The organism is Streptomyces sp. DSM 41931, assembly GCF_050271085.1.
GTDB classification, from domain to species: domain Bacteria; phylum Actinomycetota; class Actinomycetes; order Streptomycetales; family Streptomycetaceae; genus Streptomyces; species Streptomyces albogriseolus.
Genome location: NZ_CP189902.1, coordinates 4,109,016 through 4,122,504 on the forward strand (window position 1 = coordinate 4,109,016; position 13,489 = coordinate 4,122,504).

The 13,489-nt window shown below is 70.3% G+C and carries 12 protein-coding genes, 1 tRNA gene and 1 pseudogene; 5 read left to right on the top strand and 9 right to left on the bottom strand.

Annotated features, from left to right (window positions below):
* The first annotated feature begins 188 nt into the window (after positions 1 to 188).
* Both htpX and ACP7TJ_RS19185 read left to right on the top strand, forming a co-directional pair.
* Complete coding sequence (htpX, locus tag ACP7TJ_RS19180) at positions 189 to 1,049, top strand: zinc metalloprotease HtpX (RefSeq protein ID WP_093765446.1); 861 nt, start codon at positions 189 to 191, stop codon at positions 1,047 to 1,049.
* Complete coding sequence (locus tag ACP7TJ_RS19185; protein ID WP_167745033.1) at positions 1,046 to 1,441, top strand: YccF domain-containing protein; 396 nt, start codon at positions 1,046 to 1,048, stop codon at positions 1,439 to 1,441. Before htpX ends, ACP7TJ_RS19185 begins: the two co-directional genes overlap by 4 nt.
* Positions 1,442 to 1,450: 9 nt before the next feature.
* Here the strand turns inward: ACP7TJ_RS19185 and ACP7TJ_RS19190 are convergent, their stop codons facing one another.
* Positions 1,451 to 2,737 carry an APC family permease gene (locus tag ACP7TJ_RS19190; RefSeq protein ID WP_093765448.1) on the bottom strand — a complete coding sequence of 429 codons (1,287 nt, stop codon included), beginning with the start codon at positions 2,735 to 2,737 and terminating at the stop codon, positions 1,451 to 1,453.
* Positions 2,738 to 2,830: 93 nt separating this feature from the next.
* Between ACP7TJ_RS19190 and ACP7TJ_RS19195 the strand changes: the two genes are divergently transcribed.
* Entirely contained in the window at positions 2,831 to 3,097 is a 267-nt protein-coding gene (locus ACP7TJ_RS19195) for a GlsB/YeaQ/YmgE family stress response membrane protein (protein ID WP_026243884.1), read from the top strand.
* Positions 3,098 to 3,176: 79 nt separating this feature from the next.
* On the opposite strand, the gene ACP7TJ_RS19200 is transcribed toward ACP7TJ_RS19195, so the two are convergent.
* Positions 3,177 to 3,665: a YajQ family cyclic di-GMP-binding protein gene (locus ACP7TJ_RS19200; RefSeq protein WP_006133059.1), complete on the bottom strand. Its 489-nt coding sequence runs from the start codon at positions 3,663 to 3,665 to the stop codon at positions 3,177 to 3,179.
* A gap of 236 nt (positions 3,666 to 3,901) precedes the next feature.
* On the opposite strand from ACP7TJ_RS19200, the gene ACP7TJ_RS19205 reads away from it, so the two are divergent.
* Positions 3,902 to 3,983: transfer RNA gene (locus tag ACP7TJ_RS19205), tRNA-Tyr, on the top strand.
* Between the two features lie 173 nt (positions 3,984 to 4,156).
* On the opposite strand, the gene ACP7TJ_RS19210 is transcribed toward ACP7TJ_RS19205, so the two are convergent.
* The 5 genes from ACP7TJ_RS19210 to ACP7TJ_RS19230 form a co-directional block, all read right to left on the bottom strand.
* Positions 4,157 to 5,524 (bottom strand): tyrosine-type recombinase/integrase, encoded by a 1,368-nt coding sequence (locus ACP7TJ_RS19210; protein ID WP_427764126.1) that lies wholly within the window; start codon positions 5,522 to 5,524, stop codon positions 4,157 to 4,159.
* Between the two features lie 69 nt (positions 5,525 to 5,593).
* Entirely contained in the window at positions 5,594 to 5,782 is a 189-nt protein-coding gene (locus ACP7TJ_RS19215) for a helix-turn-helix transcriptional regulator (protein ID WP_019525248.1), read from the bottom strand.
* Positions 5,783 to 6,220: 438 nt separating this feature from the next.
* Positions 6,221 to 7,693, bottom strand: coding sequence for an ATP-binding protein (locus ACP7TJ_RS19220; protein ID WP_427764130.1), 1,473 nt, complete (start codon positions 7,691 to 7,693; stop codon positions 6,221 to 6,223).
* 2 nt (positions 7,694 to 7,695) lie between these two features.
* Positions 7,696 to 8,544: a bifunctional DNA primase/polymerase gene (locus tag ACP7TJ_RS19225; RefSeq protein WP_427764132.1), complete on the bottom strand. Its 849-nt coding sequence runs from the start codon at positions 8,542 to 8,544 to the stop codon at positions 7,696 to 7,698.
* A complete protein-coding gene (locus tag ACP7TJ_RS19230; RefSeq protein ID WP_427764135.1) occupies positions 8,541 to 9,641 on the bottom strand; it encodes a DNA cytosine methyltransferase in 1,101 nt (366 codons plus the stop codon). The genes ACP7TJ_RS19225 and ACP7TJ_RS19230 overlap by 4 nt, the downstream gene beginning before the upstream one ends.
* A 101-nt stretch (positions 9,642 to 9,742) precedes the next feature.
* On the opposite strand from ACP7TJ_RS19230, the gene ACP7TJ_RS19235 reads away from it, so the two are divergent.
* The gene (locus tag ACP7TJ_RS19235) at positions 9,743 to 10,675 is read left to right on the top strand and encodes an HNH endonuclease (RefSeq protein ID WP_427764137.1); all 933 of its coding nucleotides are present in this window, start codon (positions 9,743 to 9,745) and stop codon (positions 10,673 to 10,675) included.
* A 27-nt stretch (positions 10,676 to 10,702) separates the two neighbouring features.
* On the opposite strand, the gene ACP7TJ_RS19240 is transcribed toward ACP7TJ_RS19235, so the two are convergent.
* On the bottom strand, positions 10,703 to 11,155 hold the full coding sequence (locus ACP7TJ_RS19240) for a hypothetical protein (protein WP_427764139.1): 453 nt from the start codon (positions 11,153 to 11,155) through the stop codon (positions 10,703 to 10,705).
* 207 nt (positions 11,156 to 11,362) lie between these two features.
* Positions 11,363 to 13,478: pseudogene (locus tag ACP7TJ_RS19245) on the bottom strand (FtsK/SpoIIIE domain-containing protein).
* Between the last annotated feature and the right edge of the window lie 11 nt (positions 13,479 to 13,489).

Consider the following 13,489-nt stretch of genomic DNA (forward strand, 5'->3'; position numbering starts at 1 on the left):
GCGCGGCCCTTCACCCGGACGGTTGACACGCGCCACCACGCGCACAAGGGAACTAGTGCCCCTCGCCTGGCGTTGACCGGTACGGGAGGGTCCACTGGACGTGACACCACGGCACCAGTGGGCAGCGCAGGTCAGACGGAAGATCAGCCAGCAAGGGTTCCCCTGCCGCACGACTTGGAGGGCGTACCGTGCACCGCCGGCACAACGGGCTCAGAACCGCGGTCCTCCTCGGGGGACTGTCCGCGCTCATCATCGTCATCGGCAGCTTCTTCGGCCGCATGGGGCTCGTCATCGCCGTCGTCGTCGCGCTGGGCACCAACGCCTACGCGTACTGGAACAGCGACAAGCTGGCCCTGCGGGCAATGCGGGCCCGGCCGGTGAGCGAGTTCGAGGCCCCCGGCCTGTACCGGATGGTGCGTGAACTGTCCACGCAGGCCCGCCAGCCCATGCCCCGCCTCTACATCTCGCCGACGGAGGCCCCCAACGCCTTCGCCACCGGCCGCAATCCGCGCAACGCGGCGGTGTGCTGCACGGAAGGCATCCTGCGCCTCCTCGACGAACGGGAGCTGCGCGGCGTCATCGGCCACGAGCTCAGCCATGTCTACAACCGCGACATCCTGATCTCCTCGGTCGCCGGCGCCCTCGCCTCCGTGATCATGTTCCTGGTCAACTTCGCCTGGCTGATCCCGATCGGCCGTTCGGACGACGACGACGGCCCGGGCCTGTTCGGCATGCTCCTGATCCTGATCCTGGGCCCGCTGGCGGCGTCCCTCATCCAGCTGGCCATCAGCCGCTCCCGCGAGTACGAGGCGGACGCCTCCGGCGCCCAGCTCACCGGCGACCCGCTGGCCCTGGCGAGCGCCCTGCGTAAGCTGGAACTGGGCACCAAGCAGCTCCCGCTGCCCCCGGAGCCCCGCATCGAGACGGCCAGCCACATGATGATCGCGAACCCCTTCCGCCCGGGGCAGGGGCTCGCGAAGATGTTCTCCACCCACCCGCCGATGGCGGAACGTGTCGCCCGGCTCGAGAAGATGGCAGGTCACCTGTGAAGACCATCCTGAATCTCATCTGGCTCGTCCTCAGCGGCTTCTGGCTGTTCCTTGGCTACGTGCTCGCCGGCCTGCTGCTGTGCATCACGATCATCGGCATCCCGTTCGGCGTGGCCGCGTTCCGCATCGGCGTGTACGCCCTGTGGCCCTTCGGGTACACCACCGTGGAGCGGCGCGACGCCGGAGCCCCGTCCTTCATCGTCAACGTGCTGTGGCTGATCCTCGCGGGCTGGTGGCTCGCCCTCGGCCACATCGTCACGGGCCTCGTCCTCTGCGTGACGATCATCGGCATCCCGCTCGGCATCGCCAACTTCAAGCTGATCCCGGTCTCGCTGTTCCCGCTGGGCCGCGAGATCGTCCGCACGGACCAGGCGTTCACGGACCGCTGGTGAGGTGACGGGCTACCGCCCGCCCGGATCCGGATCGCCCTGCCGCCGCCCCCGCGCCTTCCGCACCCCGTACGCCGCCACACCCGCACCGAGCACCGCCGCGCCCACGGCCACCGAGGTCCAGGGCAGGGAGAACGCCAGCGCCAGGCACCCGGCGAACCCCACCGCGGGCACCAGCCGGGCCACGACACCCGGACGCAGCGTCCACGCCGAGGCGTTCGCCACGGCGTAGTACGTCAGCACACCGAAGGAGGAGAACCCGACAGCGCCCCGTAGGTCGACGGTGGCGGCCAGGACGGCGACCACACCGCCCACAGCCAGCGCCGCCCGGTGCGGCACGTGGAACCGCGGATGGACCGCGGCCAGCGGCCCCGGGAGATGCCGGTCCCGGGCCATGGCCAGCGTCGTCCGCGACACCCCGAGCAGCAGGGCGAGCAGCGAGCCCAGCGCGGCGACCGCCGCACCCACCCGCACCACCGGCGCGAGCCCGGGCACCCCGGCCGCCCGCACCGCGTCGGCGAGCGGCGCGACGGACGCACCCAACGACTCCGCCCCCAGCACGGAAAGGACGGCGACGGCGACAGCCGCGTACGCGGCGAGCGCGATACCCAGGGCCACCCGGACGGCCCGCGGGATGGTGCGCGCCGGATCCCGCACCTCCTCGCCCAGGGTCGCGATCCGCGCATACCCGGCGAACGCGAAGAACAGCAGCCCGGCCGCCTGGAGCACCCCGCCGGGCCCGCCCGACACGCCGTCGTCCAGCCGGCCCGGATCGGAGTCCCCCGACGTCAGACACACGACCACCACGGAAGCGAGGACCGCCAGGACCACACCCACGATCGCCCGCGTCACCCACGCGGCCTTCTGCACCCCGCCGTAGTCGACCACAGTGATCAGCACCACGGCGGCGACGGCCACGGCGTGTGCCTGCTCCGGCCAGGCGTACGCGCCGACGGTCAGCGCCATCGCCGCGCAGGACGCCGTCTTGCCGACGACGAAGGCCCACCCGGCCAGATAGCCCCAGAACTCCCCGAGCCGCTCCCGCCCGTACACGTAGGTGCCGCCCGAGGCCGGGTACAGGGCGGCCAGGCGGGCCGACGAGTCGGCGTTGCAGTAGGCGACGACGGCGGCGACGGCCAGCCCGAGGAGCAGCCCCGAACCGGCGGCCCGCGCGGCGGGCGCGAGCGCGGCGAAGATGCCCGCGCCGAGCATCGCGCCCAGGCCGACGACGACGGCGTCGCCCGTCCCGAGGGTGCGGCGCAGTCCGGGCGTGCCAGGAGCGGCGGAGGTGTTCGTCATGGGGCCGCACCCTACTGATCAAGGGCAACCGGAAGGTGTACTGGTGACGTCCTTCATGGTGCGAACGCCGGCGTGAGAGGGCAGGTACTCGGCATGACGATCATCAGCTGGATCATTCTGGGCCTGCTGGCCGGAGCCATCGCGAAGTTCCTGCTGCCCGGCCGCGACCCGGGCGGCCTCGTCGGCACCACCCTGATCGGCGTCGCCGGCGCGTTCATCGGCGGCTGGATCTCGTCCCGCTGGCTGGACCACCCGATCAGCAAGGACTTCTACGACGGCACCACATGGGTGGCCGCCATCGGCGGTTCACTGGTCCTGCTGATCGCCTACCGCATCCTGTTCGGCCACTCGCGCGACTGACGACGACGCGACCGGAGCGAAGAGGGCGGGCGCCCGAGCGGCACCCACCCTTCTCCGCCCGTCCGGCGCGCCGGCCGTCCTACCGGTAGTTCACGAACTGCAGGGCGAAGTCGAAGTCCTTGCCCTTGAGCAGCGCGATGACGGTCTGGAGGTCGTCCCGGCTCTTGGAGCTGACGCGCAGCTCGTCACCCTGCACCTGGGCCTTCACGCCCTTGGGGCCCTCGTCACGGATGATCTTCGCGACCTTCTTCGCGTTCTCCTGGGAGATGCCCTCCTCGATCGTCGCGAAGATCTTGTACTCCTTGCCCGAGAGCTGCGGCTCACCCGCGTCCAGGGCCTTCAGGGAGATGCCCCGCTTGATCAGCTTGGACTGGAAGACGTCGAGGACTGCCTTCACCCGGTCCTCGGAGTTCGCCTCCATGAGGATCTTCTCCCCGGACCACGAGATCGAGGCGCCCACGCCCTTGAAGTCGTAGCGCTGCGAGATCTCCTTGGCGGTCTGGTTGAGGGCGTTGTCGACCTCCTGCCGCTCGACCTTCGAGACGATGTCGAAACTGGAGTCGGCCATGTCCTGTGGCTCCTTGATTCGGGGTGCGTATCGGGCTGCGCACCGGATGCGTACCGGCGTACTTGAGGCGGCCACCGGGCCCGGCATCGGCCCCGGACCGCATCCGGACCAGCCTAGTCACCCCCCGGCCCCGGGGTGGCGATCAATCGGGTGGCGGAGCACCCCTGTCCATCGGGTATTGTTTACGTCGTTGCCAGCGAGCACCGCCGGAAGGCGAGGTTCAGCGCAGCGACCCCGGCGGTGTGCCCGAGCGGCCAAAGGGAGCAGACTGTAAATCTGCCGGCTCAGCCTTCCCAGGTTCGAATCCTGGCGCCGCCACGCTGAGTAAGTTGATACGAGACCCCCTCCGAACTGCGGAAACGCAGGACGGAGGGGGTCTTGCTCGTTGACCGGCCCGACCTGATCGTTGTGGGCGCTTTTTCCCAGTGTGTCTCACCCTGATTCGGGTGCTGACCAGTCCGTGTGGGGCAGGCGTGGGGCAGCTTCGGCCCCTAGTTGCCGCTCCTCAGTGCCCGCTCGATCCGGGCGTTCGCTGTGGCCGCACCGCCGTCCAGGCACTTGGCGTACACCCGGAACAGCACGGCCACGCTGTGGCCGGCGCGCGCGGCTACTTCCTGCGGTTCCACACCGGAACTGAGCCAGGTAGAAACGGCCGCGTGGCGAAGATCATATGGACGCTTGGCGAGCGGCGACGCGCACTGAGCGGGCGTAAGAGCACGTGCGCGGGCTTCCGCCCATACCTCGCCGTATCCGGTGTCCTGGATGAGCCCGCCGCGCTGCGTCCGGAACAGCCGCCCGTCGGGGGCGACGCCGTACGCGGTGACGTGCCATCGGAGCAGGCTTACGAGATCGGGCGGGATCGGCACCGTGCGGACTGCTTTCCGGGGCCGGTGCTTGAGCCCTCGCCGGTCGTGTGCCTCACCGCTGTCCGTCCAGGCCGACCCTGAGCGTGGGCGGGTCTCTCGGAGTCGCAGAGTGCCCCATCCTCGCCGGGGCAGGTCGCAATCCTGGAGACGGAGGCCGATGACTTCCGCCGGCCGTGCCGCCGCGTAGTACATACAGCCGAAGAATGCGACGAGGCGCCGCCCGCGGGGGCTCTGCGTGCGCACGGCATCGAGCAGCGCGAGAGCCTGCTGGGGGTCTGGCACTGAGGCGGGGTCCAGTTCTTCGGCTACCTGCTCCGGAGCTTTCCACTGCACCTGAGGCAGGGGGTTGTCCGTCAGACGGCCGGCGTCGACGGCGTAGCCGAGGGCGTTGTGGAAGATGGCCCGCTTCCGCCGGATGGTCGACGCGGACGCCGTGGCGCCGTCCAGCTTCTTGGTCAGGGCGTCCAGAGCCGCGCGCACGTGCATCCGGTCGGCCAGCGCGGAGGTGGGCAGCGACTTCCGCTCGAACCACGCCAGCACGGCGGCCACATCGTCCGGGAGTTCCTGGTCGCGGCGGCTCATGTTGAACGCCCAGCTATAGAGAGCCGTCCGCACAGTCTTGGCGTCGGCCATTCCCTTGGTGTTCGTAACAAGCGCCGGCGTCACCGTGGCCATGGCCTCCGCGAGCGTCCGGCGCGTCGAACCGGGGGAGTGCTGCCACTTCATCTCGATGTACTCGCGGGCGTGCTGATACCAACTCACGTCGTTGCGCTTCCGCAGCTCGGAGACCGGCACCCCGGTGGACTCGTCGAACGGTTCCCCGGCGTGCGCGGCCCGCAGCAACTCGGCGCGCCTGCCCTCGGCCAGGGTCTTGGTCCGGAAGGTCTGAGAGTGCGGGGTCTCGCCCGTCTTCCAGCGGAGCTCTGCGGAGCTCTGGCCACGGTCCTTCCGCTGGCGGACGGACCAGATGCGAACGTCGTACGTCTTCCCCATCGGGGGCCTTCCTGCGAAAGGGGCCCGGCGCGAGCCGGGCCCCTGGGGTGGTGTGCTGAATCGGTGTGATCAGTAGGCGGGCGAATCCAGGTTGCTGAGCCAGTCGTCCAGGTCGCTGCGGCGGACCCGCAGGTGACCGTTGGGCAGCTTCACGAGTCGCGGTGCCTGTCCACGTGCGCGCATGCGGTAGAAAGCTGCGCGGCTCATGCCGATCTCGGTGAGGACTTCGGGGAGCTTGAGCATCTGGGGGCTGGCCATCAGTGGCTCCTCATAGCCGGGGCTGTACGGGGCGTGTCTGTCCGAGGTGCGGATTTCTGCGTCATGAGCGTCATCTGCGTCATGTGGGCCTCTGGCCTGCGGTTTTTGCATGACGCAGCCGTTCGGGCTGCGTCATTGGCTGCGTCATGCCATGACGCAGATGACGCAGCATGACGCAGGCGCCGCCGTCTGCGTCATGCCCTCGTCCGCAGGCCAGGGGCCATTTTCGCGTCCGCATGACGCACATGACGGTGGATTCCCTCTCTTAGGAAAAGAGAGGGGGTGTCTGTGGTGGTGCGGTGCGGCTCAGAACGTGAAGAAGGAGCCGCTGCGCGGCGCGTCCATCGCAGGGCGGCGCCGCCGCCGAACAGCAAGAAGAGCACGCCCGGGCGGGGTGCTCTTCTTGCTTGTGCCGGTGGTCGCCGACCGGCGCGGCGGTCAGAGTGTCTGCTGTTGGTGTGGTGGCGCGGCCAGTGCGCGGCTGATCTCGACGTAGCGGCCCTCGTAGGTCCGGCCCGAGTCGATGAGGACGCCGCGGGCGGCGAGGGTGGGCTGTAGGCGCTTGAGGCGGTCGGAGAGGACTTTGCCGGTGGTCGGCCACCCTTTGGGCAGGGGACGGCACTCCTCGCCGGTGTGGAGGCGGGTGAAGTGGTGCAGCCACTCCGTAGACGTCATCCGCTGCGCGGTGCCCGGTTCGACGTCGGCGGCGTGCCGCAGGACGGTCTGTGCCAACAGGTCGCCCTCGATCACATCGTCATTGAGGTCGTCCAGGGCGGCCCGGTAGGCGGCGAGCGACCCGAAACCGGTCGCCGCGTCCAGCTGCGCGCACAGGTGCGCGAAGTCCGCCATCCGCAGGTCGGTCGGGGTCTCCACTTCGACCGCGCGGACCTTGACCGTGAGGTCCAGGAGAGACCCCAGGACCACGGGCAGAGCCTCCGCGTAGTCCGCCCACAGTTCCGCTTCGGTGCGCCGGACGCGCGGGCGTTCCAGCCGGAGCGGCAGCAGCCGTTCGGCGAGGTCGGGGCGGATGACGCCCACGTCAATGCCGGTGAGGAGCAGAGGGCGGCGGTAGCGGGCGCGGAACACGTCCCCGTCGGTGAAGAGGGCGCGCTTGACGTTCTCGGCTCCGGTGACGATGCAGCACATCGCATCGGACAGGTCCGGGGTCATGTGAGAGAGGTTGTCGAGCGCCGTGACCCACCCGGCGGCCACCGCCGCGATTAGGTTTTCCTCGTCCTTCGGCGCGCGGCGCAGGTCGCCGCTCATGCCCTCGATGATCCGGGTGAGCATGCGTCCGCCGGTGGACTTGCCGGCGCCCTGGGGGCCGGTGAGGAAGGGGGCGGGGACGGGCACGGACGGTTCCAGGCAGCCGATGAGCCAGGCGATGGCCAGGCACTCGGTCTGAGCGGTGGCGAAGTTGCACAGCCGCAGCAGCAGATCGATGCCCTTGCCGTCGGTGTCCCGGGCGGGCAGGGGGAGTTCCCCGGTGAGCTGGGTACGCCGCCAGCACACCTCACGCGGGTCCGGGACGGCGATGTCCCACCCGGTGGGGTGGATACGGACCGAGCGTCCGTCGGCCCGTCCCAGGTCCAGCCATGTTGCGCCGTCCCATCCTGGGGCGACGCGGATGTGCACAGCCTGGACGTCCTCGGTCAGCGCGAGCGCTTCGATCAGGTCCAGCGCCTCTTTGAGGGCGGTGCCGTTGAACACGCCTACGCCGTCGCGGTAGAGGCCGACCATGAGTTCTTGGCGGTGGCTTCCCGTGGTGCCCTGGGAGCGAATCGGGCGGGCCACGGGGTGGCCGTTGCGCTGGGCGTAGACGGTGCCGTCGGCGGTGCGGAAGTACCGGAAGTGGGATTGCGCGTAGTCAGTGATGATCTCGCGGGCGGGAGTCTTCTCGTCGTCGGACATGGTCACAGTCCCAACGTGGTGCGGGCGTTGGTCCACGCGTCCGCGCAGTGCCGGGCCGTCTCGCCCTTGGACTGCGCGGCGGTGAACAGGCGGGAGACGTGGGCGTCGGTGAGGCAGCCGCATCGGCCGTGCCGGGACAGCACGGCCAGGAACGTCCGGTACACGGTCGCGTGCACAGCGCTGGACGCTTCGGTGATGCGCTGCTCTGCCATGGCGATGCCGCGTTCCAGGTAGGCGGGCGCGCGGTGCGGGCACTCTCCGCCCCCGACGCCGGCGGGCACGACGGCCGCGTGCGCTGCCGAGCGGCCCGCAGGACCCCCCTTGACGGCCAGGGCTCGCACGGCGTCCGGCAGGTCGGCCAGGGCGCCGGTGCCGGGGCCGAGGTAGCGGGCGTAGGCCATGGTCGACTTGATGTCGACGCCGGGGCGGACCGCGTTGCGGGAGGCCATGGTGCCCCGGTAGATCCAGTGCTCCCCCCGCGTCGTCGGCACGGTCCGCGTGGCGGGCAGAGCAGCACGGGCCCAGGCGACGGCGTCCGCGTCGTCCAGGTCGACCACGGTGAGGCCGGCGCCGCCGGGGTGGTAGCCGACGCACACCGCCCGCCGCCACGCCGCCGCCCACGCGGGCGAGGTGATGACGGCCAGGTCGGTGGTGGCGGCGGCCCACGCGTGGCACACGCCGGCGCAGTGGCAGGGGCCGGGGGTCTTCATGTTCGGCCGGCCGCCGCACGCGTTACCCGTGCAAGCCGGGCAGTTGCGAAACGGAACCTTGCCCCGGCGCAGGGGCAGCACCGGTACGCCGGATGCTGCGAGGCTGAGCGCGGTGCGCTGGGGGTGCAGCGTCTCGTTCATGCCGCCACCCCCCAAGCGGGCCTGGCCGCAGCGGTGCCGAGCAGCAGGCCGTAGGCGTGGTGTGCCTGGCGGGGTACGACGCCGTTGCCGAGAATCTTGAGTTGTTCCTTGCGGGGGATTCCGGGCACGGCGGTGACCCATCCTTCGGGCAGGCCCATCATCCACTCGGTGAACAGCGGCGACAGGCGCCGGTTGCCGCGCGTGCCCGGCTCGGTCGGACAGGGGGCGGGGCGCCTGGTGATGCGCTCCCAACGGCGGATGGCGGGACCGTAGTCGGTGCCGTCGGCGGCCACCCACCGCTCATCGAGCGGGACCGGCCCGGACGGCGTGCTGTCGACGCCGGCGAGCAGGTTCACGGCCACCTCGTTCAGCGGGCGGGCGTTGCGCTGCAGCAGGTTCGACGCGCCGGACTTCCAGTCGCGGGCCGCCGGCGTGGGCAGCAGGCTCACGCTTCCCGGGGTGGCGGGAGTTTCGTCACGGCGGTGCGCAGGTTCATCCCGCCCTTGCGCTTCGGGCTGGTGCCGGGGCCGCCAGTGCCGTCCGAGCTGGTGGGGGTCGGCATCAGCGGGATGGGCAACTGCGAACCAGCGGTCGCGCTCGTGCGGGGCGCCGGTTTCGGGGTCACCAGCGCGTACGCATGTCCACCGCAGGTCATACCGGAGCGCGGCCAGGTCCGCGGCGACGACGTCCAGCCCCCGCGAGCGGAGCGCCGCCACGTTTTCCAGGAAGACGAGGCGCGGTCGAACGATGCCCACAGCCTCAGCGACGTTTTTCCAGACCCGCGACCACTGCCCATTGATCCCGTCCCTTCGTCCAGCGTTGGAGGTGTTGCGGCAGGGGAAACCGGCACCGATCACGTCCGGTCGGAACACGTCCCGGGCGCGGTCCCAGTCGATGGTGCGGATGTCCCCGAGGTTGGGCACGCCGGGGTGCCGGTGGGTGAACACAGTGGCGGCGTGCGGGTCGTTCTCGGCGAACGCGGCGACCTGGCCGCCGATGCGGGCCCGGATCGCGGCTTCTAAACCGCCGTAGCCGGCGCACAGCGCCAGGATGTGCGGCGAGTCCGGTGCTCGCCGAATGTCGGTGGGTTGGGTCATGCTGGGGTGTCTCCAGTTCTCTTGTTGGGTGCTGGTTGACGGGGCGGTCGCGGTCTTTGGCGAGAGGCGACCGCCCCGAGTCATGACAAGTTGGGGGTGGAATGACCACTGCGTGGCTGGTGCTGGCTCTGGGGGACAGACGGGAGCACGCCGGGAACGACGGGTACGACGACAACCCGGCGGAGCACTACAGCTGGGACAGCACGGTTCCCAATCACGCGCGCCTGGCAGAGGGAGACGTGATCGCCCTCTGGGACAGGAAGGAACTGATCGGCGTCTCTGTCATCGAGGCCATCGAGACGGACACGCGTGAGAAGACGCTGTACTTCTGCCCGCACTGCGACAAGGCGGCGATCAAGCGAAGGCAGCAGAAAGCGCCCCAGTACCGGTGTTACGACTGCGGTACGTCGTTCGACGTCCCGGGCCGCACAACCAAGCAGGTGACGACTTACCGGTCACGCCATGGCAAGGCGTGGATGGAGGCGCGAGGGCTACTGTCCGGGGCCGAACTACGGGCCCTGTGTGACTCGCCGCGATCGCAGCACAGCATGCGGCCGGCGCGGTGGGAGAAGCTACGCAACGCCCTGACCGCTGTCACGGGCAACGTCGGTGAACTCGATGCGCTGGAAGAGACGCGCTTGGCCATTCCCGGAGGACACCGGGAGACGGTCGTACGGGTTCGTATAGGGCAAGGCGCCTTCCGTAAGCGGCTGCTGGCCGACCAAGGCGAGCTGTGTGCTTTCACAGGCCCTGCGCCCGCCACAGCCCTGGAGGCCGCCCACCTTTACAGCTATGCCCAGAGCGGCAAGCACCACGAGCACGGCGGACTGCTCTTGCGCCGCGACATCCACCGTCTCTTCGACCTGGGGGAGATTGCGGTGAATCCCACGACAGGCACGCTCGACATCTCCGCGGAGATGCTCGCGTATCCGCTGTACGCCAGTTTGCAGGGGAAACCGGTGGCAGTCCCCCTGCAACGGGAACACCGGACTTGGCTCGGTAGGCACTGGCGTCTCCACCGACCGGAGTCCTAGCCGGCCCCGTCCACGGGCACTTAGGCGTCAGCCGTGGAAGTGGTTGCGCTTGAACACGGCGCGGTGGATGTTCACCGTCGTGCCGCCCTTGTGGCCGCTCGGTCCGAGTACCTGGACGGCGATCCAGCCGCCGAAGACGACGGCCGCCAGGATGATGAGCTGTCCGATGAACGCGGTCAGGGCAGCGATGAACGAGGTGAGCAGCAGCAGTCCGCCGCACACCGCGAGGAAGCCGACGCCTCCGAGGGCGACGTTCACCGCCGTCCGGGAGACGGCCGGCTTGGCGGCCACGGGTTCGGGGCGGGCGGCGTCGATGGCGTAGCCGGTGACGACGCGGCCGTCGGGCAGGACGATGCTCGCCACCGCCGGCACGGTGCCCGGCTGCACCGGAACGACCGGCGCGGAGTGGACGACCGGGGGCGGAATCGGGGTCGGGCGGTGGACTTCCACGGCCCGCTGGGGGGTGTGGTCGGGGTACATGCGGAATCCCTTCCGGCGTATGGCCAGGGATGCGGAGGCACCCCCTTCGGGGTGCCGTGTGGAGGGCGTTTCAGGGGGTGTGACCTGCGTGCCTCCCTGACTCCCTGAACGATCATTCGTGCAGGTCAGGGCCAGGGAGGAGGGTCAGGGAGGTGCTTAGGGAGTTCTCCCTGCCTCCCTGACCCGCACGCGGTCGGCTCCCTGCCGTCATTCGGCGGAAGCGGAACCCTCGGTGTCGCGGGTGGCGAGGGCGCGGGCGACGCGGTCGCGGGAGACGACCATGACGCCGTCGGACTTGTACGGCTCGGCGCCGGCGTCGTCCAGGACGCGCTTGAGGTCGATGAACGACCACTCGCCATACGCGCCGGGGTTGCGGGTGGCGAGGCGGGCGAGGACGTCCTTGGTGCGGACGCGGGTCGCGTCACCGATGACGGCGGCGATGTCGGCGAGCGGGTCGCGCTCCTCGCCGCGGTCGATGGCGTGGAGGGTGATGACGCCGTCGCGCAGGGCCTTGGCCCGGTCGGTGATCGCGGTGGCCGCGTCGTCGTCGATGTAGTGCGTACGCACCGTGATCGACGACTGCCCAGCCGGAATCGCGATCCCATCGGAGGCCACGACCAGCGTTCCCCGGTCCAGGCCCGGGCGGAGCAGGTTCGGTGCGGCGCCGCCGTCGACGGCCTTGTCCCCGAGGGCCATGCGGGCCTGCGACTCGGTGCCGAGAGCGAGGGAGGCACGGGTGTGTGCACCCTCGCGCACCAGCTTGGGCAGGTTCTCGTTGGTCGGGTCCTGGGTGCCCTGCCACATCAGCACGTTTACCGCCCGCCCCTGGTTGTGGATCTTGCGGACGGCCATGAAGTACCGGGAGTTCGCCTTCGACCCGCCATACGGCCGCTTGTCCTCATCCTTGGCCGGGCACATGAACGCCACCTGCGCCTCGTCGACCAGAACGATCAGCGGAGGGAAGGTGGTGCCGGGCGGGGCCTGGATGCGGCGGTTCATCTCGTCCACCGCGCTCTCGACCATCTCGGTCACCTGAATCACGTGCTCATCCGTCGGCCCCTGGATCAGCGTGGTGGCCAGGCCGTCGAACATGGCCCAGTCGCCCACGCCCTTGAGGTCGCCCATGAGGAACTGCACCGACTTGTCCAGCGACAGCCACAGGGCGAGGGAGCGCAGGGCGACGGTCTTGCCCTGGTTGGACAGGCCCGTGATGAGCAGGTGCCGCTGGTAGAGGGAGAGGGCGGCGGCGTCGCCGCGCAGGTCCTGCCCCCACGGGGCCTTGCCCTTCTTGTAGTCGGCGGTCATCGTCTCGTCGGTGACCAGCGGCGACGGGCCGATCGGCTCGTCCAGCGCCCCACTGTCGGCGATCCACAGCCGCACCGTGCGGGCGGCCTGCGGGATGGTGATGAACACCTCGTGCTCGTGCCGAGTCAGGTTCTCCGCAAGCTTCCTGCGCTTGCTCTGGACCTCGTTGGTCGACACCCCCGAGGGCAGCGTCACGTCGACTTCCACGCCGCATCCGGCGACGGTGATCGGCCCGAGCATGGACGCGCCGGCGTCGCCCATCTCCTTGATGGCACGCGAGCGCGGGCACTCCGAGGTCGCGCAGGGCCTTGACCACGATGGACGGGGTGATCGGCTCACCCTCACCCGAGCGCACATTCGCGGGGAGCGCCCACTGGGGTGCGGCGTGCTGCTTCCGCCCGACCGACCACAGGGCCAGCAGGGCCAGGAACGGGCCGATCGTGACCGCAGGGCCCCACACGACCTGCACGATGCGGATCAGTAAGGCGATGAAGTCGATGGTCGCCGACAGAGGCGTCACCACGTCCCCCACCTCTCCCGTGCTGATGGCGAGGACGACACCGAGGGCGACCAGCACACCGACGCTCATGCCGGCGCCCACGGCCACGCCCTTGGCGGCGTCGACCGGGGAGTGCAGCAGGTCCATGCGGCGGTGGTGGCGGGCGGCGCGGAAGCGCTGCAAGCGCTCCTCCCACTCCTCCGCGGCTTCCAGGTTCCCCGCGGCTTCCGCCGCCCGGATCATCCGCTCATACCGGGAGCCGGTGCGGCCGTCCCATGCCCGACGGGCCACGATCCGCCCGCCGTTTAACGTGTAGAGGCCATGCCGGACGACCGCGCGGCCAGCCGACCGGGTGCGCTCGTGCGTCACGGCGGTCTTCACCGCGCGACCGGAGCGCACCCACAGCGGCACCGGCCGCGCGGGCGGCGCGTCCGGCACCACGGTGAGCACCGTCGGGGCCGCGTCCACGGCCGCCGGTGTGTCGGTGTGCTTGTGGAGGTGCACGACGTTCTCAGACATGCTGGAACAGC